Consider the following 20,396-nt stretch of genomic DNA (forward strand, 5'->3'; position numbering starts at 1 on the left):
CACACATCGCTTCGCGATGCGCGGAGCCTCAGGCGTGTGGGCCCAGGCATCCGCCCTTCGCTGTCGCCGCCGCCCTCGCCGCATCCGCGCCACGCGGGCGGCATCGGCCCCGAGCCGCACTGCCGGGTCTAGCGTGAGCGGCAGGAGGGCCCCATGGAGTTCGGCCAGATCATCACGCGGGCTGGCGAGGTCATCGACGTCATCGGTGTGCTCGCGATCGTCATCGGCGTGCTCTATGCGATGGTGGACGCCGCGATCCGGCGCATCCGCAGGACCGGACCGGTCTACGAGCGGTTCCGCCGGGTGCTCGGGCGGGGCATCCTGATCGGCCTGGAACTGCTCGTCGCGGCCGACATCATCCGGACGGTGGCGGTGACGCCGACGCTCGAGTCGGTCGGCGTGCTCGGCCTCATCGTGCTCATCCGGACCTTCCTCAGCTGGTCGCTCGCCGTCGAGATCACGGGGCGGTGGCCCTGGCAGCGATCGCACGCGCAGGACCGCGACGACGAGGCCGACGTCGGTGGCACCGCGCGGGAGGCGGCGCCGCTGCAGTAGCCACCGAGCCGCCGGCACCGCGCGAAGCAGTGCTGGATAGACTCGCCGGATGGCGCGCTACGTCGTCGTGCTCCCGCTCACGCCGCTCGCCGTCGGCGACGAGTTCACGGTCGCGCAGTGGCCGCTGCACGTGACCCTGGTCGAGCCGTTCTCCACCGAGCTCGACGCCGACGTCCTCTGCGAGGCGCTCGCCGCGCTCGCGAGCGGACCGGACGAGCGGCCGATCTCGGTCGCCGTCGGCGACGACGCGATGTTCGGGCCCCGGCGCGACATCCTCGTGTCGCTCGTGCGCGATGGCGGTGAGATCGCCGCCCTCCGCAGCGGCGCGATCGCGAGGCTCCGCGACGCCGGCGTGGGCGAGCTCCGGCCGCGGGCCGACTTCCGGCCGCACGTGACGGCGAAGCGCCACGGGCGGGTACGACGCGGCGACCGGATCGAGCTCGGCACCCTCGCGCTCGTGCGGCTGAGGCCGCCCGAGACCTCGCACCACGGCCGGATCCTGGGATCCTGGCCGTTCGGCGGGCCCACCGCGGTCGGCGACTGAACGGCGGCTCAGTCGAAGGTGTGCGGGTCGTCGAGGTGGCCGAGCACCCGCAGCAGCGCCGCAGGCGCGTAGCGGAACTCGATCGTGCCGCTCGCCCCGGCCTCGCCCGGGCCGATCCACGTGCTCGAACCCTCGTGCACACGCACCCAGCCGTGCTCGAAGAGCAGGTCGGTGCCGATGACGAACGCCATCGCCGGGGTGTCGCCCTGGCGCACGGCGATCGAACCCTCGAAGGACTGCGAGGCGGTCGCGTCGACGTCGGCCCGGCACTGCACGCCCACGAGCGGGCGCACGAGCGGCGTCGCGAACCCCGGCGTCTGGAACGGGCTGCGCTTGGCCGCGTCCGGCACGATGCCGAAGTTGACGCTCGTCGAGGCGAGGCTGAGCTCGGCCTGCCCGTCGAGCACGAGCCGGCTCGCCGCGCTGAAGCGGTAGTAGAGGCGCCCCGCCTCGCGTGCGGGCGGCAGCACGGCGACGCTCGCCCAGTTGCGCGACCATGCGAGCGGCCCGCCGGCGCGGTTCGGCCGGTCGTAGAGGCTCGCGGTGAGGCGCACGGCGCCGTCGGGGCGGGTGGGCGCGGACTGCAGCGAGCTGCGTCCGCGGTCGTCGTCGGGCATCACGTCGCGCACCGCGGTGAACGCGGGCAGTTGCAGCGGCTCCCAGTGGCGGAGCCACCCCTGGAGCTCGGACTGCACGCGGTCGAACGAGTTGCCGAGGCCGAAGCGGCGGGCCGGCGAGGCGTCGTCGGCGGCGTCGGGAAGTTCGTCGATGAGGTCGACGGGAAGTTCGTCGAAGCGGCTGAGATCGCGCGCATCCGACATCGTCGCGATGGTCATGGTGGTCCTCCGTGGGGCATGGGCGTCGGGCACCCGGAGTGCCGGATGCGGGTTCCCACGCTACGAAGCCTGCGCGCGCGATCCATCCGAGGGAGCACTGAGGTTCGCTCGGGTCCAACCCTGAGCGCGGCACCGATCGGTGCGCCCCGAATGCTGCGCAGGGCGGATGCCTCGCGGCCGGCGCCGGCCGCGAGGCATCCGCCCGCTCAGACGAGGAGCTGGTGCTCGGCGAGCTCGCGGTAGAGGGGCACGGTCGTGACGAGCTCGGCGTGGGTGCCCTCCCCGATGACGCGGCCGTCGTCGAGCACGACGATGCGGTCGGAGTCGACGACCGTCGAGAGCCGGTGCGCGATGACGATGAGGGTGCGCCCCGCGGCGACGGCGTCGATCGCCTCGCGCATCATGCGCTCGTTCACACCGTCGAGCGACGACGTCGACTCGTCGAGCAGCAGGATGGGGGGCGCGGCGAGCAGTGCCCGCGCGATCGCGAGCCGCTGGCGTTCGCCGCCCGAGAGCATGATGCCGTCCTCGCCGACGGCCGCGCCGAGGCCCGCCGGATCGCGGTCGAGCACCGGCCCCAGGTTCACGGCGCGCAGCACGTGCTCGCACTCGACGTCGCTCGCGTCGGGGGAGCCGAGCAGCAGGTTGTCGCGGAGGGTGCCGGCCAGTACGGGGGCATCCTGTTCGACGTAGCCGATCTGCGCACGCAGCTCGTGCCGGTCGAGCGAGCGGAGGTCGAGCCCGCCGAGCCGCACCTGCCCGACGGAGGGGTCGTAGAACCGCTCGATGAGGGCGAGGATCGTCGACTTGCCCGCGCCCGAGGGGCCGACGAGCGCGATGCGCTGCCCGCGGGGCACGTCGAACGAGACGCCGCGCAGCACGGGCTGGCGCTCGGTGACGTCGGGCTCGGGCAGGTGCTCGTCGGGGGAGTCGTTGCCCGGGTCGGCCGGATCCTGCTTCGTCGACGCGTACGCGAAGTGCACGTCGTCGAAGGCGATCGCGGGCGCATCGGGAAGCAGCCCCTCGTTCGCGTCGCCCACGAGGAGGGCGAGCGGCGCGAGCTGACGGTCGTGCGCGTCCTCGTCGGGGAGGTCGAGGATCTCCTGGATGCGGCCGAGCGCGCCGAGCGCCTGGTTCACGGAGGTGATCGCGCCGAACGCCTGCCCGAGCGGCAGGATCATCATGAAGAGGAAGAGGATGAACGCGACGAGGTTCGCGACCGTGATCGCCCCGGATGCCACGCGGAACCCGCCCACACCCAGCACGACGAGGAACGACACCTGCATCGCGATGCCCGCGATCGGCACGATGAGCGCCGAGATCTTCGCGACGTCGACGCCCTTCTGCCAGGCGCCCTCGGCCTCGGCCTCGACGGTGCGCGCCTCGCGATCGGTGGCGCCGGCGGCGCGGATCGTGCGGACGGAGGAGATGGCCCGCTCGACCGAGGCGGCGACGTCGCCCACCTTCGCCTGCGCGGCGTGCGAGGCCTCGCGCACCCGCTGCGACAGCAGGGTGACCGTGGTGATCGCGACGGCGATGACGAGCACGGTGAGCCCGAGCAGCACGGGGTCGATGATGAGCATCGCGATGAGTGCGCCGACGAAGGTCACGGTGCCGCCGACGGCCTCGACGAGGCCCTGGGTGAGCACGGCGCGGAGCATCGTCGTGTCGCTGCCGACGCGCGAGACGAGGTCGCCGGTGCGGCGGGTGTCGAACTCGGCGATCGGCAGGTGCAGCAGTTTCTGGATGAGTCGCTTGCGGCTCGATAGCACGATGCCCTCGCCGGTGCGCTGCAGCAGGTAGTGCTGGTACCCCGAGATCACGCCGCTCACGATCACGAGGGCGACGAGCGCCCACACGATGCCGCCGAGCGGGTCGCCGGCCTCGACGATGTTGATGACCTGGCTGACGAGCAGCGGCTGGGCGAGGTTCGCGAGCGCGCCCACGATCGAGAGCGCCGCGACCCAGATGAGCACGGGTCGGTGCTCGAAGATGAAGGGCAGCAGTTGCCGGAAGGTCGCGCGCGGCCCCTCGGGCTCGTCGCCGCGGCCGCGGCGGCCGAACGGCGAGGTGCGGCGCGTCGGCTGGGTGCGGCGCGCGGGTCGTGCGTTGCGCGCGGCGCGCTCTTCGCGGCGGGTTCGGGGCTCGCTGGTGCTCATGCTCGCTCTCTCGGTCGTCGGCGGTGTCAGGGCGATCGGATGCCTCGCGCCCCCGCCGCTCGCATCACCGCCGCATTGCAGCCTACGCGTCTCAGCTGCGCCCGTACTTCTTGTGCACCGCCTGCTTCGACACCCCGAGGGCGAGCGCGATGAGCTGCCAGCTCGATCCGGCCGCGCGGGCGCGGCGGACGGCGAGGGATTCGGCGCGGTCGAGGTCGCGGGTGAGCTCGACCCTCGCGCGATGGAGTTCGCGGAGCGCCCGGTACGGGTCGCCGCCGTCGGCTGCGGCGATGGCGGTGCGGAGGTTGCGGTCGTCCATGGCGTCAACCGTAGTTGACGAACGTGCGCTCGTCAATCTCGGTTGACGGTCCCGCGGTGCATCAGTGCATCAGGAGGTCGCGCCCGGCGCTGTGAGGACCGCGGCGGCCGTGGCATGACCGGCGAGGGCCGCCGCCGACGGCGCAAGCCCCGCCAGTCGTGCGGCGAGGAATCCGGCGGCGAAGGCGTCGCCGGCGCCCGTGAGGTCCCGCGCGCCCGGCACCGGCTCCACGGGCACGTCCGCGATCAGCCGGCCGCCCTCGAAGACCTGCGTCGGCAGGGGACCGTGCTTCACGACGACGGTCGCCGCGACCCCGGCCGTGAGCGGACCGCCCTCGCCGAGACCGAGGAGCGCTGCCTCGGTCTCGTTCGCGACGAGCACGTCGGGCCCGAGCGATCGGTAGAGCGCGAGCACCGCGTCCACCCCGAGCGCCGAGAGCAACCCGGTCGACGAGGCGTCGATCGAGAGACCCGCGCCCCGGCGCCGGCCCTCGGCGACGAGCGCGAGCACGGCCGATCGCGCCGGTTCCCGTTCGAAGCCGTAGCTCGGCACGTGCAACCACGCGACGCCGTCCAGCCACGCCGGCTCGACCGCCTCGAGCAGTGCGCTCGCACCGCGGTCGGGGAACATCGTCCGCTCGCCGTCGGGGTCGACCACGAGCACCACGGCGCCCGTCGTGCCGCGCCGCTGCACGCGCACCTCGACGCCGCGGCCCTCGAGCTCCGTGACGAGCGCCTCACCCGCGGCGTCGGCCCCGACGCAGCCGATGAAGCGGGTGGCGACGAGCGGGGCCGCGAGCGCCGCGACGTTCCCCGCGCTGCCGCCGCGCGTGCGGAACACCCGGGCGGCGGTGTCGGTGCCGTGCCGCACCGGCTCGGACGCCCACACCACGACGTCCTCGACGAGATCGCCCACGACCGCGAGCATCGGGGGGCGCGAGGCATCCATCGCGGGATCAGCCGGCGAGCTCACGCGCGATCGCCGCCCCGAGCGCGACGTTGCCGCGATAGACCTCGAGGTTCACCTCGAGGCTCGCGCCGCCCGTCTCGCGCTGGAACCGCTCGAGCAGGAACGGCGTGGTGTCGTGGCCCGTCACCCCGGCGGCGGCGGCCGCCGCGAGCGACTCGGCGAGCACCCGGTCGTGCAGCACGGGGTCGAGCTGCCGCTCGGGTGCGACCGGGTTGGCGACGAGCACCGCGGCGCGCTGCCCGAGCTCGTCGCGCGCCCGCGCGAGCGCCGCCGCCTCGGCGGGGGAGTCGACCCGGTAGTCGAGGGCGAAGCCCGAATCGGTGACGGTGAATGCCGGAAACCGGTTCGTGCGGTACCCGACGACGGGGACCGAGAGCGTCTCGAGGCGTTCGAGCGTCGCCGCGATGTCGAGGATCGACTTGACGCCGGCGCTCACGAGCGTGATCGGGGTCTCGGCGAGCAGCGGCAGGTCGGCCGACTCGTCGAAGCTCTCACCGGCGCCCCGGTGCACCCCGCCGAGGCCGCCGGTCGACATCACCCGGATTCCGGCCCTGGCGGCGAGCCAGCCCGTCGCGGCGACCGTCGTGCCGGCATCGAGGAGCTTCGCCCGGGCGATCGGCAGGTCGCGCACGCTCGCCTTCACCACCCCCTCGGCCGTGCAGAGGTGCTCGAGCTCGGCGGCGGCGAGGCCGACGACCGCGACGCCGGCGACGACGCCGATCGTCGCCGGCACGACCCCCGCCGCCCGCACCTCGGCCTCGCTGCGGAGCGCGACCTCGAGATTCCGCGGCCGCGGCAGCCCGTGCGTGAGGATCGTCGACTCGAGCGCGAGCACGGGCCGCCCCTCGGCGAGCGCGGTTCGCACCTCGTCGGAGACGCGGATGGCGGGGTGGGCGGGGCCGGGCAGCACGTCGACGGGCATGCCGCCATGTTAGGGGCGGGCGGGCTCGGACCGCGGCCAGGCACGGCGAAGGGCGGATGCCCCGTCCGGCACGCCGGCCGAGGCATCCGCCCTCAGGGGGTCGCGGGCGCTGCTACAGCACCGCCGACGACTCGAGCCCGGCCTCGTCGAAGTCGACGTCGCGGGTCTCCTTCGAGACGAGCAGCGCGATGAGCGTCAGCACCGCCATGACCGAGAGGTAGACGCCCACCCAGAACGGGCTGCCGCCGCCGGCCTGCCACAGGGCGACCGCGATGAACGGGGCGACCGCGGCGCCGAGGATCGACGACACGTTGTACGAGATGCCGGAACCCGTGTAGCGCACGTTCGTCGGGAACAGCTCGGGCAGGAGCGCCCCCATCGGCCCGAACGTCATGCCCATGAGGGAGAAGCCGATGATGAGCCACGCCATCACGCCGACGAAGCCCGCGCCGAGCAGCGGCACCCACGCGAGGCCGAACACGATGATGCCGATCGTGACCCAGATGAGCGTCTTGCGGCGACCCCAGCGGTCGGCCCAGGGGCCCGACAGCAGGGTGAAGACACCGAAGAACACGACGCCGCCGATGAGCATGAGCACGAAGGTGTTGTACGAGTAGCCGAGGCCGGGCAGCGCGCCGTCGGCGGGCTCGACCGCTGCACGGCCGTAGCTCAGCGAGAACGTGGTCATCAGGTAGAAGAGCACGTAGGTGGCGAGCATGAAGAAGGTGCCGAGGATGAGCTGCTTCCAGTAGTGCTTGAAGACGCTCGCGAGCGGCAGGCGGGTGAGCTTGCCGCGCTTGGACGCCGACTGGAAGGCGGTCGACTCGACGAGGCGCAGACGCACCCAGAGGCCGACGGCCACCATCACGATGGAGAACAGGAACGGGATGCGCCAACCCCAGTCGAGGAACGCCTGCGACGGCATCGTCGGGTCGTCGGAGGGCAGCAGCGCCGCGATGACGAGGAACAGGCCGTTCGCGATGATGAAGCCGATCGGCGCACCCAGCTGCGGGAAGGTGCCGTACCAGGCGCGCTTGCCGGCCGGGGCGTTCTCGGTCGCGACGAGCGCCGCACCCGACCACTCGCCGCCGAGGGCGAAGCCCTGCGCGATGCGCAGGACCACGAGGAGGAGCGGGGCCAGCCAGCCGACCGCCTCGTAGGTCGGCAGCGCGCCGATGAGGAAGGTCGCGATGCCCATCGTGAGGAGGGCGCCGACGAGCGTCGCCTTGCGGCCGTGCTTGTCGCCCAGGTGGCCGAACACGATCGCGCCGAGCGGACGGGCGACCATCGCGGCGCCGAACACGGCGAACGAGGAGAGGAGGGCGGTCGTCGGGTCGCCCGTCGGGAAGAACAGGTGCGGGAAGACGAGCACCGCCGCGGTCGCGTAGACGTAGAAGTCGTAGAACTCGATCGTCGTGCCGATGAGGCTCGCGAGGATCACGCGACTGCGCGGATTGGCCGGGGCGGCCGGAGTGGTGGAACCGGTGGATGCGGCCGGGGCCGCGGGTGTTGCTGACATCGCTGGCGAAGACTCCAGAGGTTGCGAGAAGACCTGCACTCGGGGCACGTCGGTCTGGCGTCAAGCCGTGAGGCAGTGGGTGGAATCGTCGCTTGTGGCAACCCGTCCACACTACGCCCGGTTCGCGCCGCGACCCCCCGTGAGGGGGTCGCGCGTGCGACGAACGGCGGCGATGCTGCGATGAACGGCGGATGCCCCGGGCCGAGGTCGGCCCGGGGCATCCGGAGTGGTACGTGCGCGCGCTATCGCCAGATGACCGCGATCGCCGCGTTGAGGGCGGTGAGCAGGCCGATCGACCAGAAGATCCCGGGCGGCACCTTGCCGTGCTTGCGCTGGCGCCCCATGCCGATGCCGATGAGGGCGCCGATCGCGACGAGCACGACGAGCTTGATGCCGATCTTCATGTAGTTCAGCTCGGACTCGATGCCCCACGGCGCCGCGAGCGCGAGACCCGCGAGCCCCGCGATGAGGAGGCCGACGTTCATGAGACGGGTCACCTGGTAGCGACGGTTCACCGCCTCGACGACCCAGGCGCCGAAGAGCACGGCGAAACCGATGAGGTGGATGAACACGACGACGTGGCGGAGGGTCTCCATGCTGCCGAGTGTAGTCGGTTCTACGCCGCGTCGAAGTCGAATTCCGAACGGCGGTCGGTCAGAGTGCGCGCAGCACCCTCGCCGTCGCGATCGCCGCCTCGGCGGCCTCTCGACCCTTGTCCTCCTTCGAGCCGGGGAGCCCTGCCCGGTCGAGGCCCTGCTGCTCGTCGTCGAGGGTGAGCACGCCGAAGCCGACGGGCTTGCCCGTGTCGAGGGCGACCCGTGTGAGGCCGTCGGTCGCGGCCGCCGAGACGTACTCGAAGTGCGGGGTGCCGCCGCGGATGATGACGCCGAGCGCCACGACCGCGTCGGCGCCCGCCTCGAGGGCGGCCTTCGCCACCACGGGCAGCTCGAAGCTGCCCGGGACCCGCACGAGCGAGAACGACGCGCCCGCCGACTCGAGGGTGCGCGTGGCCCCCGCGATCAGCCCGTTCGTGATCTCGTCGTGCCAGCTGCCCGCGACGATGACGACGTCGAGGCCCGAGCCGTCGATGTCGAGGGTGGGGGAGCCGTGACCGCTCATGATGCGTGTCCTTCCAGGAGGGTTTCAGCGGCCGCGTCGGCGAGCTGCTGGTCTTCGATGGCGTGGCCCATGCGGCGACGCTTGGTGTCGAGGTAGCCGGTGTTGACCGTCCCGACCCCGACGACGAGCGGCAGCCGCTCGGCGACCTCGATGCCGTGCGCCTCGAGCTGGCGCACCTTGTCGGGGTTGTTCGTGAGGAGGCGCACCCGCGACACCCCGAGGTCGGCGAGGATCGCCGAGGCCGCCGTGTAGTCGCGCGCATCGATCGGCAGGCCGAGCGCGACGTTCGCGTCGAGGGTGTCGAGGCCGTCCTCCTGCAGTCGGTACGCCCGCAGCTTGTTGATGAGGCCGATGCCGCGCCCCTCATGACCCCGCAGGTAGATGACGACGCCGCCGCGGCGCTGGATCTCCTCGAGTGCGGCGTCGAGCTGCGGCCCGCACTCGCACTTCAACGAGCCGAACGCCTCGCCCGTCAGGCACTCCGAGTGCACGCGCACGATCGCACCGCGCTCGTCGGCACCGGGGTCGCCGACGATGATCGCGACGTGGTCGGCGCCCGTGCCGCGGTCGCGGTAGGCCCGTACGCGGAAGTCGCCGTGCTCGGTCGGCAGCGTCGTCTCGACCTCGAACGCGACGGGCGACGACTCGGGCACGGCGGCGGCGTCGCCGCCGGGCAGCACGCCCTCGGGCTGCTCGCGCAGCCAGTCGACGAGCGCGGCGACGGTCGTCACCGGCAGGCCCTCGCGCTCGCCGAGCGCGATGAGCCCGGGCAGGCGCATCATCTCGCCGTCGTCCTCGACGAGTTCGCCGATGACGCCGACGGGTGCGAGCCCCGCGAGGCGCATCAGGTCGACCGCGGCCTCGGTGTGGCCCGCACGTTCGCGCACACCGCCGTCGACGGCGCGCAGCGGGATCACGTGACCCGGTCGGATCAGCCGCTCGGGCGTCGAACCGGGGTCGGCCAGCACACGCAGGGTGTGCGCGCGGTCGGCGGCGCTGATGCCCGTCGAGACCCGGTCGGCGGCGTCGACCGAGATCGTGTACGCCGTGCCCCGGGCGTCCTCGTTGCGGTCGACCATGAGCGGCAGCTCGAGCCGGTCTGCGACCGCGTTCGGCATGGGAGCGCAGAGGTAGCCGCTCGTGTTGCGCACCATCCACGCGATCCACTCCTGCGTGGCGAACTCGGCCGCCATGATCGCGTCGCCCTCGTTCTCGCGGGCTTCGTCGTCGGCGACGATGACGGGCTTGCCCGCGCGCAGCGCGTCGAGCACTTCGGGAATCGTGGCGAGGCTCATGCGAGCCCTCCGTTCGTCGAGGGGGCGGATGCCGCGGGCACGGACGACGGCAGCGTGCGGTGCTCGTCGAAGCGGAGCATCCGGGCCACCTGCCGCGCGAGGATGTCGGTCTCGAGGTTCACCGCATCGCCGACCGCGCGCTCGCCGAGCGTGGTCGCGGCGAGCGTCTCGGGGATGAGGGACACCTCGAACCAGTCGCCCGACGCGTCCGCGCCGACGGCGCTCACCGTGAGCGAGACCCCGTCGACCGCGATCGAGCCCTTGTCGACGACGAGCGGCGCGTGCGCGGTGTCGAGCGAGAAGCGGATGACCCGCCACGCCTCGCCCGGGCGGATCTCGAGCACCTTCGCGGTGCCGTCGATGTGCCCCTGCACGATGTGCCCGCCGATGCGGTCGCCGACCTTCGCCGCGCGCTCGAGGTTCACCGCGAGCCCGTCGCGCACCGCGTCGAGCGTCGACATCGCGAGCGTCTGCGCCATCACGTCGGCGGTGAAGCGCTCGGCGTCGAAGTCGACGACGGTGAGGCACACGCCCGACACCGCGATCGAGTCGCCGTGCTTCACGCCCTCGACCGCGAGCGGGCCGCGCACCGTGAGCCGCGCGGCGTCGGCGGTGCGTTCGACGCGTTCGATGCGCCCGAGCTCCTCGATGATTCCGGTGAACATGTCAGTTGCCTTCCTGTGAACCGGCGGGTGCCGGGTGGGCGACGAGCAGGAGATCGTCGCCGAGCCGCTCGACGGCGGCGAAGTCGAAACGGCGGGCGTCGGCGATCGTCGAGATGCCGAGCTCGCCGAGGGCGAGGCCCGGCCCGCCGATGAGGGCGGGCGCGAGGTAGACGAGCAGTTCGTCGGCGAAGCCGGCGGCGATGAAGGCGCTCGCGAGGGTCGGGCCGCCCTCGACGAAGAGCGAGCGGATGCCACGGCGCTGCAGCGCCTCGAGATCGGCCCCGAGCTCGGTGCCGTCCACGAACACGGGTTCGTGGGGGTGCGCGCGCAGCGCGGCATCGGCCGGCACGGGGCGGCGCCCGAAGACGACCGGCACGGGCTGCGCCTCGAGCAGGCGACCGGCGTCGTCGCGGGCGGTGAGCGCGGGGTCGTCGGCGAGCACGGTGCCGGTGCCGACGGCGATCGCGTCGGCCGCGGCCCGGCGGCGGTGCACGTCGCGGCGGGCGGCGGGGCCGGTGATCCACTGGCTCGTGCCGTCGGCCGCGGCCGCGCGGCCGTCGAGGCTCGACGCCCACTTGACGGTGACGTGCGGGCGGCGGTGCCGTGCGGCGAAGAGCCAGTCGTCGAGGAGCGCCTCGACCTCGTCGGCGAGCACGCCGCCCGAGACCTCGACGCCGGCCTCGCGCAGGCGTTCGGCGCCTCCGGCAGAGTGGTCGCCCGGATCGCCGACCGCGTAGACGACCCGCGCGACGCCGGCCTCGATGAGGGCGAGCGCGCACGGCCCGGTGCGGCCGGTGTGGTTGCAGGGCTCGAGGGTGACGACGGCCGTCGCACCGTGCGCGGCGCCCGGTGCGAGCTTCGACAGCGCGTCGACCTCGGCGTGCGCGGTGCCGGCACCGCGGTGCCAGCCCTCGGCGAGCACCTCGCCCGCGGGGGAGAGGAGGACGCAGCCGACGCGCGGGTTCACCCCGTGGGCGGGGCCCAGGTCGGCGAGTTCGAGCGCGCGGCGCATCGCCGTGGCATCCGCCTCGCCGTGCCCGTGCGCATCGGGCCGATCTGCTGCCGTCGTCATCCCTCGTCCTCGTGTCCAAGGCTCCGGGGAATGCTCGGCTGGTCGCGCGGCGTCGCCACCGCGTCGTCGGCGGCGCACAGCGCAGCCGACACGTGCCGCCTCCCATCCGGACTTTCACCGTCGGTACTGGAGTTTCACCAGTTCAACCGTGCGCATTCGATCTCGCGATCGAACGCGCCCGGCTCGCGGACTGTTACCGCCGGCTCGGAATTACACCGACCCCGGAGCACGTTTCTCGTGTCGATTGTAGGTCAACGCATCGCGCGCCGCCCTATTCCCGTTGCGCCGTGAGACCCGCCGCGGCGTGCCGCCCTGCGTCTCCTTTCAATCGAGTGGGCAGATATGAACCTTCAGCGCGTCGGGAAGGTGCATATCTGCCCACTCGATGGAGCAGCGGCGTGCCGGTCAGTCGGCGGGCTGCTCGACGAGCGCGCGGGCGGTGCTCTCGTCGACGATGAGGTCGGTGATGAGGCCCGCCGCGAGCGCGCCGCGGAGGCCGGCGAGCTTCGCCCGACCCGAGACGACGCAGATGCGCCGCGGCGCACGCCGGAGCGTCTGGAAGTCGGGGCCGGTGGCGCGGGCGTTCAGGGCGATGCCGTCGGTCGAGCCGTCGGCCCGGTAGAACACCGTCGCGACGTCGCCGACCGCGCCGTCGCGGCTGAGGTCCTCGTAGTCGGCCCGCTCGAGGTAGCCGCCCTGGTAGACGTGGCTCGGCACCTCGGCGAAGGGCGAGCCGATGCCGAAGAGCGCGAGGTCGAGCCGGCCCTGGAGGTCGAGGAGGCGCTGCGTCGAGCGTTCGCGCCAGAAGGCCTGCTTCGTGGCGGGTTCGTCGAAGAACGCGGGCACCGGGAACTGCTGCACGCGCGCGCCGAACGCGTCGCCGAAGCGGCGCAGCAGCTCGCTCGCGTAGACGATGCCGGTCGTGCGCAGGTTGCCGGCGCCGTTCAGCTGCACGATCTCGGAGTTGTGGGTGGCCTTCGGCACGAGGTGCCGGCTCATGGCGCCCATCGTCGAGCCCCAGGCGATGCCGACGGTGAGGTTCGAGTCGATGAAGCGTCCGAGAATCCGTGCAGCCGAGAGCGCGACGCGGTCGAGTCGATCGACGTCGCTCGCGTGGTCGGGCACCGGGATGACGTGCGCCTGCACCTCGAAGCGTTCGAGGATCTCCTGCTCGATCCGGCTCGGCAGGTCGAGCGGGGAGTGGATCGAGATCTCGACGAGCCCGCTCGCACGGGCGTGGCTGAGCAGCCGTGATACCGAGGATCGCGAGGTGTGCAGCTCGTGCGCGATGGCGTCCATCGTGAGGTCCTGCATGTAGTACAGGTGCGCCGCCCGCAGCGCGTCGCGCGTCTTGCCGGGCACCGCCTCGTCGACGTCGACCGTCGCGAGCATCTCCTTGTCGATCATGACCCCTACTCTGCACATATGTTCACGCGGCTTGCAAGTTCGTGCTGGCGTGTTCACGATGTATTCATCCACACCCGGCAGGCTCACGCAAGCCCTGCCGCAGTTCTTCCGAGAGGACAGCGATGTCAACGCAATCGACGAACCAGCACAGCCGTCAGCACCCCGGCGGCGCTCCGTCGACCCGGGAGGAGGTCACCGCGCTCCAGGCCCGCCCCGAGGCATCCGTCGTCATCATCGGCGCCGGCATCAACGGCATCGCGACCTTCCGCGACCTCGCCCTCCAGGGCGTCGACGTCGTCCTCGTCGAACGCGGCGACTTCGTCTCGGGCGCCTCGGCGGCCTCGTCGCACATGATCCACGGCGGCATCCGCTACCTCGAGAACGGCGAGTTCCGCCTCGTCAAAGAATCGGTGGAGGAGCGCAACAGCCTCATCCGCATCGCCCCCCACTACGTGAAGCCCCTCGAGACGACCGTGCCGATCTTCTCGACCTTCTCCGGCATCCTCTCCGCCCCCATGCGGTTCCTCACGCACAAGTCGGGCAAGCCCACCGAGCGCGGCGCCGCGCTCATCAAGGCCGGCCTCACCATGTACGACTCGTTCTCGCGCGACGGCGGCCAGGTGCCCCGCCACCGCTTCCACGGTGCGAAGCGCTCGCTCGCCGAGCTCCCCGCGCTGAACCCCGGCGTGAAGTACACCGCCACCTACTACGACGCGAGCATGCACGACCCCGAGCGGCTCGCGCTCGACGTGCTCTTCGACGGCCTCGCCGCAGGCCCCCACGCCCGGGCCGTGAACTACGTCGAGGCGATCGGCCACGACGCCTCCGGCGTGCGCCTCCGCGACACCGCGACCGGCGAGGAGTTCTCGATCGCCGCCGACGTGGTCGTGAACACCTCGGGCCCCTGGACCGACCTCACGAACGCCGAACTCGGCAACGCGACCCGCTTCATGGGCGGCACCAAGGGCTCGCACATCGTGCTCGACCACCCAGAGCTGCACGCCGCGACGGCCGGCCGCGAGATCTTCTTCGAGCACGAGGACGGCCGCATCGTCCTCATCTACCCGCTCAAGGGCAAGGTCATGGTCGGCACGACCGACCTCGAGCACGACATGCGCCAGCCCGCGATCTGCACCGAGGAGGAGGTCGACTACTTCTTCGATCTCATCGCGCACGTTTTCCCAGGCGTCGCCGTCGACCGTTCGCAGATCGTCTACCGCTTCTCGGGCGTGCGCCCGCTGCCGCGTCACGACGACACGCAGCCGGGCTTCGTCTCCCGCGACTACCGCATCGAACGGGCGGATGCCACGGGCCGCCCCGGCACGCAGGTGCTGAGCCTCGTCGGGGGCAAGTGGACCACCTTCCGCGCGCTCGCCGAACACCTCTCGAACGAGGTGCTCGAACTGCTCGGGCGCGAGCGCACGGTGTCGACGAAGGGCCTCGCGATCGGCGGCGGCAAGGGCTACCCCGCCAACGACGACGCGCGTCGGGTCTGGCTCGTCTCGCACGGCGACGAGGTCGGCCGTGCCCGGGCCGACGAACTCCTCGAGCGCTACGGCACCCGCGCCGCGGCCTTCCTCACCGAGGTCGAGGGCGAGCAGGAGGAGCGGCTCACGCACCACGCCGACTACAGCAGGCAGGAGCTCGGCTGGCTCGTGCGCGGCGAGCGCGTCGTGCACCTGCAGGACGTCGTGCTGCGCCGCACGAGCATCGCCTTCACGGGCGCGCTCACGGCCGAACTGCTCGGCGAGCTCGCCGCGATCACGGGCGAGGTGCTCGGCTGGAGCGAGGAGCGCCGCGCCGAGGAGATCGCCGCGACCCGCGCCCTGCTGGCCGAGCGCCACGGCGTCGCGCTCGGCGAGCTCGCGACGCTCGGGTAGCGCTCGCGCTGGTCGAGGACGCCACTCCCGCCGGTCGAGGAGCGCCCGACGCAGTCGGACGCGTCTCGAGACCCCGTGACGGGTCTCGAGACGCGTGCTCCTTCGTCGCGCGCTCCTCGACCACCGGCGATGGTCCTCCTTCGTCGCGCTCCTCGGCCGCCGGGTCCCGAAACTGAACGGATGTGCACGCCGAAACGCCCGATTGCGGGCGTTTCGGCGGATACGTTTCATCGGGGCCGATCGGCTCGCTCTCTCAGAAAGAAGGTCAACGTGGACAATCTCGGTCTCGTGTTCCTGTCGGAAGTCGTCGGCACGGCGATGCTCGTCCTCCTCGGTTGCGGTGTCGTCGCGAACGTCGCCCTCGCGAAGACCAAGGGCAACAACGGCGGATTCCTCATGGTGAACATCGGCTGGGGCCTCGCGGTCTTCGCCGGCGTCATCGTGTCGTACTCCTCGGGCGCGCACCTGAACCCGGCGGTCACCCTCGGCCTCGTGGCGAACGGCGCCACCGAGTTCGGTTCGGGCGTCCCGGTCAACGCCGTCTCGGTGCTCACCTACATCGCCGCGCAGATGGTCGGCGCGTTCCTCGGCGCGGTCTTCTGCTGGCTCGCGTACAAGCAGCACTTCGACGCCGAGCCCGAGGCCGCGAACAAGCTCGGCGTGTTCTCGACCGGCCCGGCGATCCGCTCGTACGGCTGGAACCTCGTCACCGAGATCATCGGCACCTTCGTGCTCGTGTTCGTCATCATCGGCTTCACGAACGGCGGGACCCCGGCCGAACTCGGCGCGATCCCCGTCGCGTTCCTCGTGATCGTGATCGGCACGTCGCTCGGCGGCCCGACCGGCTACGCGATCAACCCCGCCCGCGACCTCGGCCCCCGCATCGCGCACGCCATCCTCCCGATCAAGGGCAAGGGCGGCAGCGACTGGTCGTACTCGTGGGTTCCGGTCGTCGGCCCCATCATCGGCGGTGTCCTCGCCGGCCTCGCCGCGACGCCGCTCCTCCCGATCCTCGGCTGACCCCGCGGCATCCGAACCACCACCCACCACTCACTGACAGCAACGGAGTTCTCAGATGGCTGACTACGTACTCGCGATCGACCAGGGCACGACCTCGTCGCGCGCGATCATCTTCGACAAGGCCGGCTCGATCGTGTCGACCGGGCAGCTCGAGCACGAGCAGATCTTCCCGAAGGCGGGCTGGGTCGAGCACGACCCCGCCGAGATCTGGCGCAACACGGGCGAGGTGATCGGCCAGGCCCTCGGCAAGGCGAAGCTCACCCGCCACGACATCGCTGCCGTGGGTATCACGAACCAGCGCGAGACCGCGGTCGTGTGGGACAAGAACACCGGCGAGCCCGTGTACAACGCGATCGTGTGGCAGGACACCCGCACCCAGTCGATCGTCGACCGCCTGGCGGCCGACGGCGGCGTGGAGCGCTTCAAGGAGCGGGTCGGGCTGCCGCTCGCGACGTACTTCTCGGGCACGAAGATCGTCTGGATCCTCGAGAACGTGCCCGGCGCACGCGAGAAGGCCGAGGCCGGCGACCTCCTGTTCGGCACGACCGACACCTGGGTGCTGTGGAACCTGACGGGCGGCGTCGACGGCGGCGTGCACGCGACGGATGTCACGAACGCGAGCCGCACGATGTTCATGGACCTCGAGACCCTGCAGTGGGACGACGAGATCCTCGCCGCGTTCGGCGTGCCCCGCTCGATGCTCCCCGAGATCAAGAGCTCCTCCGAGGTCTACGGTCACGCGAACCAGCACTCGCTGCTCCGCGAGACCCCCATCTCGGGCATCCTCGGCGACCAGCAGGCCGCGACCTTCGGCCAGGCGGCGTTCGCGACCGGCGAGGCGAAGAACACCTACGGCACCGGCAACTTCCTCATCTTCAACACGGGCGAGGAGATCGTCCACTCGAAGAACGGCCTCCTGACGACGGTCGGCTACAAGCTCGGCGACCAGCCCGTGCACTACGCGCTCGAGGGCTCGATCGCGGTGACCGGTTCGCTGATCCAGTGGCTGCGCGACAACCTCGGCCTCATCTCGAGCGCCGCAGAGGTCGAGGAGCTCGCGAAGTCCGTCGAGGACAACGGCGGCGCCTACTTCGTGCCGGCGTTCTCGGGCCTGTTCGCGCCGTACTGGCGCCCCGACGCCCGCGGCGCGCTCGTCGGCCTCACCCGCTTCGTGAACAAGGGGCACATCGCCCGCGCGGCACTCGAGGCGATCGCCTTCCAGACGCGCGACGTCATCGAGGCCGTGAACGCCGACGCCGGCGTCGACCTCACCGAGCTGCGCGTCGACGGCGGGGCGACCGCGAACGACACGCTGCTGCAGTTCCAGGCCGACATCCTCGGCGTGCCGGTCGTGCGGCCGGTCGTCGCGGAGACGACGGCGCTCGGCGCGGCCTACGCGGCCGGCCTCGCGGTCGGCTTCTGGTCGAGCCTCGACGAGCTCGCGCAGAACTGGCAGGAGGACAAGCGCTGGACCCCGTCGATGGACGAGGCCGAGCGTGCACGCCTCGACCGCAACTGGAAGAAGGCCGTCACGAAGACCCTCGACTGGGTCGACGACGACGTGATCTGAACGAGAAGGACTCCACCGCGGGTTACGGTGGAAACCTGGGCCGGGCGCATGGGGGTGCGCTCGGCCCGTTCTCGTTCTCGGACGGGAATCGTCGCGAAGCGTGCGCGAGCGTGCGATTCGAGCGGGCGGATGCCCCGCCTCAGCCGAGCAGGCGCGGCACGAGTGCGTCGGCGAGCGCGTCGAGGGAGTCGATCTCGATGACGCCGAGCTCCGCCGCGGCCGCGGCCTCGTCGGCGTCGGGCACCGTGCCGAAGCGGTTCACCCACACGCCGAGGAGCCCCGCGCGAGCGGCGCCGATCGCGTCGGTCGCGAGGCGGTCGCCGACGTACGCGGCCGCAGAGACCGGATGCTCCGCCGCGAAGCGGTCGAGGGCGAGCCGGAAGATCGCGGGGTCGGGCTTCGTCACGCCGACCGCGCCCGAGGCGACGACGTGGGCGAAGCGCCCCGTCAGCCCCAGGCGTTCGAGCTTCGCCGCCTGGAAGTCGGGCTCGCCGTTCGTGATGATGCCGAGCCGCACCCCGGGCAGCTCGGCCTCGAGCCGGTCGAGGGCGGGGAGCGCGTCGGCGTGCACACCCCACGAGTCGCGGTAGCGCTCGAAGTAGCGGTCGAACCAGGCGCCGGCGGCGAGGTCGTCGAGCTCCTCGCCGTGGGCCAGGGCGAAGTCGCGGGCACGGGCCCGCCGCTGGCCCTCGAAGCTCAACCGGCCGGCGAGGTACTCGTGGTAGTGCTGCTCTTCGAGCTCGTGCCAGAGTCGCTGCGCAGCCGTGAGCGCGTCGCCGGCGGGGCCGGCGAGGGTGTCGCTCGTCGCGTCGTATGCGCGTTCGCGCATGTGCAGCACGATCCCGGCGGCCACCGCCTCGCGGTGCGCCATGAGCGTGTCGTCGAGGTCGAAGAGCACGATCGGCGTCGGGGCCGTCGCCTCGTCGCCCGAGCGGCGGTTCGAGGTCGTCACACGGCACCGCCGAGGAGCGGCACCCAGCTCTCGTACGCGCCGGGGTCGGGGGTCGCCCCGCGCTCGCCCGACCAACCGTCGAGATCGGCGCCGTCGCGGCCGGGGACCGTCGTCTCGGGCGTCGTCGTGCTGCGGAACCCGGCGGCACGCGCGACCATCGCCGAGGCGAGGTTGCCCGCGTTGGCCCGCCAGGTCACCGTCTCGGTACCCGGAAGTTCGGCGAACGCCCACTCGCAGACGGCGAGCAGCGCCTCGGTCATGTAGGCAGAGCCGCGATGCTCAGCGCCGAGCCAGTAGCCGATCTCGCGGGTGGGCAGGCGCAGGCCGATCACGCCCATCAGCGGCTCGCCCGAGGCGCTGCGGATCGCCCAGGTGAGCTCGGTGGCCGAACGCCACGAGCCGGGCACATACTCCGTGAGGAATCCACGGGCGTGCGCCTCGGTGTACGGCCACGGCGTGGTGAGGTACGCCTCGAAGAGCGGGTCGGTGCAGTACTCGGCGACGCGCGCGACATCTCCCTCGACCGGGAGGTCGAGCACGAGTCGAGCGGTGCGCAGGGCGACGGGCTGCATGGTCAGCGTGCGCGCCTGAGGAAGCCGATGCGGTCGTAGACCGTCGCGAGGGTGGCCTCGGCGACCTCGCTCGCGCGGTCGGCGTTGACGCCCAGCAGGCGGTCGAGCTCGGCGGGGTCGTCGAGCAGTTCGAGCGCCCGTGCCCGGATGGGTTCGAACTCGTCGACCACGACCTCGGCGAGCGCCTTCTTGAAGTCGCCGTAGCCGCGGCCAGCGAACTCCTGCTCGAGCTCGGGGATGCTGCGGTTCGAGAGCACCGAGAAGATCGTGAGCAGGTTCGAGACGCCGGGCTTGTGCTCGCGGTCGAAGCGGACCTCGCCGTCGGTGTCGGTGACGGCGCGCATGATCTTCTTCGCGGTGACCGAGGGCTCGTCGAGCATCCACAGGATGCCCGCCGGCGTGTCGCCCGACTTCGACATCTTCGACGTGGGGTTCTGCAGGTCGTAGATGCGTGCGGTCTCGCGCTGGATCGCCGGCTCGGGCAGCACGAAGGTGTCGGCGCCGAAGCGGGCGTTGAACCGGGTGGCGAGGTCGCGGGTGAGTTCGACGTGCTGCTTCTGGTCGTCGCCGACGGGGACGATCTCGGTCTGGTACAGCAGGATGTCGGCCGCCATCAGGACGGGGTAGGCGAAGAGGCCGACGCTCGTCGCGTCAGCACCCTGCTTCTGCGACTTGTCCTTGAACTGGGTCATGCGCCCGGCCTCGCCGAAGCCCGTGATGGTGTTGAGCACCCAGGCCAGCTCGGCGTGCGCGGGCACGTGCGACTGCACGTACAGGGTCGAGCTCGACGGGTCGATGCCGGCGGCGATGTACTGCGCTGCCGTGCGGCGGGTCTTCTCACGGAGTTCGGCGGGGTCTTGCGCCACGGTGATGGCGTGCATGTCGACGACCGAGAAGAAGGCGTCGTGCGTGGACTGCAGCTCCTTCCACTGGAGGAGGGCGCCGATGTAGTTGCCGGCGTGAAGCGAGTCGGCGGAGGGCTGCATGCCCGAGTAGAGGCGGGGCTTCTGCGTCATGGGGT

The 20,396-nt window shown here is 71.9% G+C and carries 20 protein-coding genes and 1 riboswitch; of the genes, 5 read left to right on the top strand and 15 right to left on the bottom strand.

All coding sequences use genetic code 11. The features are described 5' to 3' along the window. The first annotated feature begins 153 nt into the window (after nucleotides 1-153). Nucleotides 154-555, top strand: coding sequence for a DUF1622 domain-containing protein (locus tag ACFVTX_RS09395; RefSeq protein ID WP_386899351.1), 402 nt, complete (start codon nucleotides 154-156; stop codon nucleotides 553-555). Between the two features lie 49 nt (nucleotides 556-604). After that, nucleotides 605-1,099 carry a 2'-5' RNA ligase family protein gene (locus tag ACFVTX_RS09400; protein WP_386899352.1) on the top strand — a complete coding sequence of 165 codons (495 nt, stop codon included), beginning with the start codon at nucleotides 605-607 and terminating at the stop codon, nucleotides 1,097-1,099. An 8-nt stretch (nucleotides 1,100-1,107) separates the two neighbouring features. On the opposite strand, the gene ACFVTX_RS09405 is transcribed toward ACFVTX_RS09400, so the two are convergent. The 12 genes from ACFVTX_RS09405 to ACFVTX_RS09460 all read right to left on the bottom strand — a co-directional run bounded on the left by ACFVTX_RS09405 (nucleotide 1,108) and on the right by ACFVTX_RS09460 (nucleotide 13,381). Next, entirely contained in the window at nucleotides 1,108-1,935 is an 828-nt protein-coding gene (locus ACFVTX_RS09405; protein WP_386899354.1) for a hypothetical protein, read from the bottom strand. Nucleotides 1,936-2,141: 206 nt separating this feature from the next. Beyond that, a complete protein-coding gene (locus ACFVTX_RS09410; protein ID WP_386899356.1) occupies nucleotides 2,142-4,094 on the bottom strand; it encodes an ABC transporter ATP-binding protein in 1,953 nt (650 codons plus the stop codon). A 91-nt stretch (nucleotides 4,095-4,185) separates the two neighbouring features. Then, nucleotides 4,186-4,413, bottom strand: a complete 228-nt coding sequence (locus ACFVTX_RS09415) for a hypothetical protein (RefSeq protein ID WP_386899358.1) — start codon at nucleotides 4,411-4,413, stop codon at nucleotides 4,186-4,188. A gap of 69 nt (nucleotides 4,414-4,482) precedes the next feature. Further along, on the bottom strand, nucleotides 4,483-5,361 hold the full coding sequence (locus ACFVTX_RS09420) for a carbohydrate kinase family protein (protein WP_386899360.1): 879 nt from the start codon (nucleotides 5,359-5,361) through the stop codon (nucleotides 4,483-4,485). 7 nt (nucleotides 5,362-5,368) lie between these two features. Beyond that, nucleotides 5,369-6,304: a pseudouridine-5'-phosphate glycosidase gene (locus ACFVTX_RS09425; protein ID WP_386899362.1), complete on the bottom strand. Its 936-nt coding sequence runs from the start codon at nucleotides 6,302-6,304 to the stop codon at nucleotides 5,369-5,371. Nucleotides 6,305-6,416: 112 nt separating this feature from the next. Continuing rightward, nucleotides 6,417-7,823, bottom strand: coding sequence for an MFS transporter (locus tag ACFVTX_RS09430; protein ID WP_386899364.1), 1,407 nt, complete (start codon nucleotides 7,821-7,823; stop codon nucleotides 6,417-6,419). Between the two features lie 242 nt (nucleotides 7,824-8,065). Continuing rightward, nucleotides 8,066-8,419 carry a Fe-S protein gene (locus ACFVTX_RS09435; protein ID WP_386899366.1) on the bottom strand — a complete coding sequence of 118 codons (354 nt, stop codon included), beginning with the start codon at nucleotides 8,417-8,419 and terminating at the stop codon, nucleotides 8,066-8,068. Nucleotides 8,420-8,477: 58 nt separating this feature from the next. Continuing rightward, nucleotides 8,478-8,942: a 6,7-dimethyl-8-ribityllumazine synthase gene (ribH, locus tag ACFVTX_RS09440; protein ID WP_386899368.1), complete on the bottom strand. Its 465-nt coding sequence runs from the start codon at nucleotides 8,940-8,942 to the stop codon at nucleotides 8,478-8,480. Next, complete coding sequence (gene ribA / locus ACFVTX_RS09445; RefSeq protein WP_386899370.1) at nucleotides 8,939-10,237, bottom strand: GTP cyclohydrolase II; 1,299 nt, start codon at nucleotides 10,235-10,237, stop codon at nucleotides 8,939-8,941. Before ribA ends, ribH begins: the two co-directional genes overlap by 4 nt. After that, entirely contained in the window at nucleotides 10,234-10,902 is a 669-nt protein-coding gene (locus ACFVTX_RS09450; RefSeq protein ID WP_386899372.1) for a riboflavin synthase, read from the bottom strand. Before ACFVTX_RS09450 ends, ribA begins: the two co-directional genes overlap by 4 nt. 1 nt (nucleotide 10,903) lies before the next feature. Further along, entirely contained in the window at nucleotides 10,904-11,974 is a 1,071-nt protein-coding gene (ribD, locus tag ACFVTX_RS09455) for a bifunctional diaminohydroxyphosphoribosylaminopyrimidine deaminase/5-amino-6-(5-phosphoribosylamino)uracil reductase RibD (protein WP_386899374.1), read from the bottom strand. A gap of 88 nt (nucleotides 11,975-12,062) precedes the next feature. Then, nucleotides 12,063-12,208: riboswitch (FMN riboswitch) on the bottom strand. 171 nt (nucleotides 12,209-12,379) lie between these two features. Then, nucleotides 12,380-13,381 (bottom strand): sugar-binding transcriptional regulator, encoded by a 1,002-nt coding sequence (locus ACFVTX_RS09460; RefSeq protein ID WP_386899376.1) that lies wholly within the window; start codon nucleotides 13,379-13,381, stop codon nucleotides 12,380-12,382. A 122-nt stretch (nucleotides 13,382-13,503) separates the two neighbouring features. On the opposite strand from ACFVTX_RS09460, the gene ACFVTX_RS09465 reads away from it, so the two are divergent. The 3 genes from ACFVTX_RS09465 to glpK all read left to right on the top strand — a co-directional run bounded on the left by ACFVTX_RS09465 (nucleotide 13,504) and on the right by glpK (nucleotide 17,851). Then, nucleotides 13,504-15,261, top strand: a complete 1,758-nt coding sequence (locus ACFVTX_RS09465; protein ID WP_386899378.1) for an FAD-dependent oxidoreductase — start codon at nucleotides 13,504-13,506, stop codon at nucleotides 15,259-15,261. A 270-nt stretch (nucleotides 15,262-15,531) separates the two neighbouring features. Further along, complete coding sequence (locus ACFVTX_RS09470; RefSeq protein WP_386899380.1) at nucleotides 15,532-16,281, top strand: MIP/aquaporin family protein; 750 nt, start codon at nucleotides 15,532-15,534, stop codon at nucleotides 16,279-16,281. Nucleotides 16,282-16,336: 55 nt separating this feature from the next. After that, nucleotides 16,337-17,851, top strand: coding sequence for a glycerol kinase GlpK (gene glpK, locus ACFVTX_RS09475; RefSeq protein ID WP_386899382.1), 1,515 nt, complete (start codon nucleotides 16,337-16,339; stop codon nucleotides 17,849-17,851). A 139-nt stretch (nucleotides 17,852-17,990) separates the two neighbouring features. Here the strand turns inward: glpK and ACFVTX_RS09480 are convergent, their stop codons facing one another. Genes ACFVTX_RS09480 through trpS form a run of 3 tightly spaced genes read right to left on the bottom strand, consistent with a single transcriptional unit; the run spans nucleotide 17,991 to nucleotide 20,391 of the window. Next, nucleotides 17,991-18,803 (bottom strand): HAD family hydrolase, encoded by an 813-nt coding sequence (locus ACFVTX_RS09480; RefSeq protein ID WP_386899383.1) that lies wholly within the window; start codon nucleotides 18,801-18,803, stop codon nucleotides 17,991-17,993. Then, nucleotides 18,800-19,375: a GNAT family N-acetyltransferase gene (locus ACFVTX_RS09485; RefSeq protein WP_386899385.1), complete on the bottom strand. Its 576-nt coding sequence runs from the start codon at nucleotides 19,373-19,375 to the stop codon at nucleotides 18,800-18,802. The genes ACFVTX_RS09480 and ACFVTX_RS09485 overlap by 4 nt, the downstream gene beginning before the upstream one ends. A gap of 2 nt (nucleotides 19,376-19,377) precedes the next feature. After that, nucleotides 19,378-20,391, bottom strand: a complete 1,014-nt coding sequence (gene trpS, locus ACFVTX_RS09490; RefSeq protein ID WP_386899387.1) for a tryptophan--tRNA ligase — start codon at nucleotides 20,389-20,391, stop codon at nucleotides 19,378-19,380. Between the last annotated feature and the right edge of the window lie 5 nt (nucleotides 20,392-20,396).

It is taken from the genome of Agromyces sp. NPDC058136, from assembly GCF_042884375.1.
Lineage (GTDB): Bacteria > Actinomycetota > Actinomycetes > Actinomycetales > Microbacteriaceae > Agromyces.

Excerpts from the sequence above, each read along its gene's own strand:
- ACFVTX_RS09395 (WP_386899351.1), top strand. The coding sequence starts at position 154 with ATGGAGTTCGGCCAGATCATCACGCGGGCTGGCGAGGTCATCGACGTC.
- ACFVTX_RS09400 (WP_386899352.1), top strand. The coding sequence starts at position 605 with ATGGCGCGCTACGTCGTCGTGCTCCCGCTCACGCCGCTCGCCGTCGGC.
- ACFVTX_RS09405 (WP_386899354.1), bottom strand. The coding sequence starts at position 1,935 with ATGACCATCGCGACGATGTCGGATGCGCGCGATCTCAGCCGCTTCGAC.
- ACFVTX_RS09410 (WP_386899356.1), bottom strand. The coding sequence starts at position 4,094 with ATGAGCACCAGCGAGCCCCGAACCCGCCGCGAAGAGCGCGCCGCGCGC.
- ACFVTX_RS09415 (WP_386899358.1), bottom strand. The coding sequence starts at position 4,413 with ATGGACGACCGCAACCTCCGCACCGCCATCGCCGCAGCCGACGGCGGC.
- ACFVTX_RS09420 (WP_386899360.1), bottom strand. The coding sequence starts at position 5,361 with ATGGATGCCTCGCGCCCCCCGATGCTCGCGGTCGTGGGCGATCTCGTC.
- ACFVTX_RS09425 (WP_386899362.1), bottom strand. The coding sequence starts at position 6,304 with ATGCCCGTCGACGTGCTGCCCGGCCCCGCCCACCCCGCCATCCGCGTC.
- ACFVTX_RS09430 (WP_386899364.1), bottom strand. The coding sequence starts at position 7,823 with ATGTCAGCAACACCCGCGGCCCCGGCCGCATCCACCGGTTCCACCACT.
- ACFVTX_RS09435 (WP_386899366.1), bottom strand. The coding sequence starts at position 8,419 with ATGGAGACCCTCCGCCACGTCGTCGTGTTCATCCACCTCATCGGTTTC.
- ribH (WP_386899368.1), bottom strand. The coding sequence starts at position 8,942 with ATGAGCGGTCACGGCTCCCCCACCCTCGACATCGACGGCTCGGGCCTC.
- ribA (WP_386899370.1), bottom strand. The coding sequence starts at position 10,237 with ATGAGCCTCGCCACGATTCCCGAAGTGCTCGACGCGCTGCGCGCGGGC.
- ACFVTX_RS09450 (WP_386899372.1), bottom strand. The coding sequence starts at position 10,902 with ATGTTCACCGGAATCATCGAGGAGCTCGGGCGCATCGAACGCGTCGAA.
- ribD (WP_386899374.1), bottom strand. The coding sequence starts at position 11,974 with ATGACGACGGCAGCAGATCGGCCCGATGCGCACGGGCACGGCGAGGCG.
- ACFVTX_RS09460 (WP_386899376.1), bottom strand. The coding sequence starts at position 13,381 with ATGATCGACAAGGAGATGCTCGCGACGGTCGACGTCGACGAGGCGGTG.
- ACFVTX_RS09465 (WP_386899378.1), top strand. The coding sequence starts at position 13,504 with ATGTCAACGCAATCGACGAACCAGCACAGCCGTCAGCACCCCGGCGGC.
- glpK (WP_386899382.1), top strand. The coding sequence starts at position 16,337 with ATGGCTGACTACGTACTCGCGATCGACCAGGGCACGACCTCGTCGCGC.
- ACFVTX_RS09485 (WP_386899385.1), bottom strand. The coding sequence starts at position 19,375 with ATGCAGCCCGTCGCCCTGCGCACCGCTCGACTCGTGCTCGACCTCCCG.
- trpS (WP_386899387.1), bottom strand. The coding sequence starts at position 20,391 with ATGACGCAGAAGCCCCGCCTCTACTCGGGCATGCAGCCCTCCGCCGAC.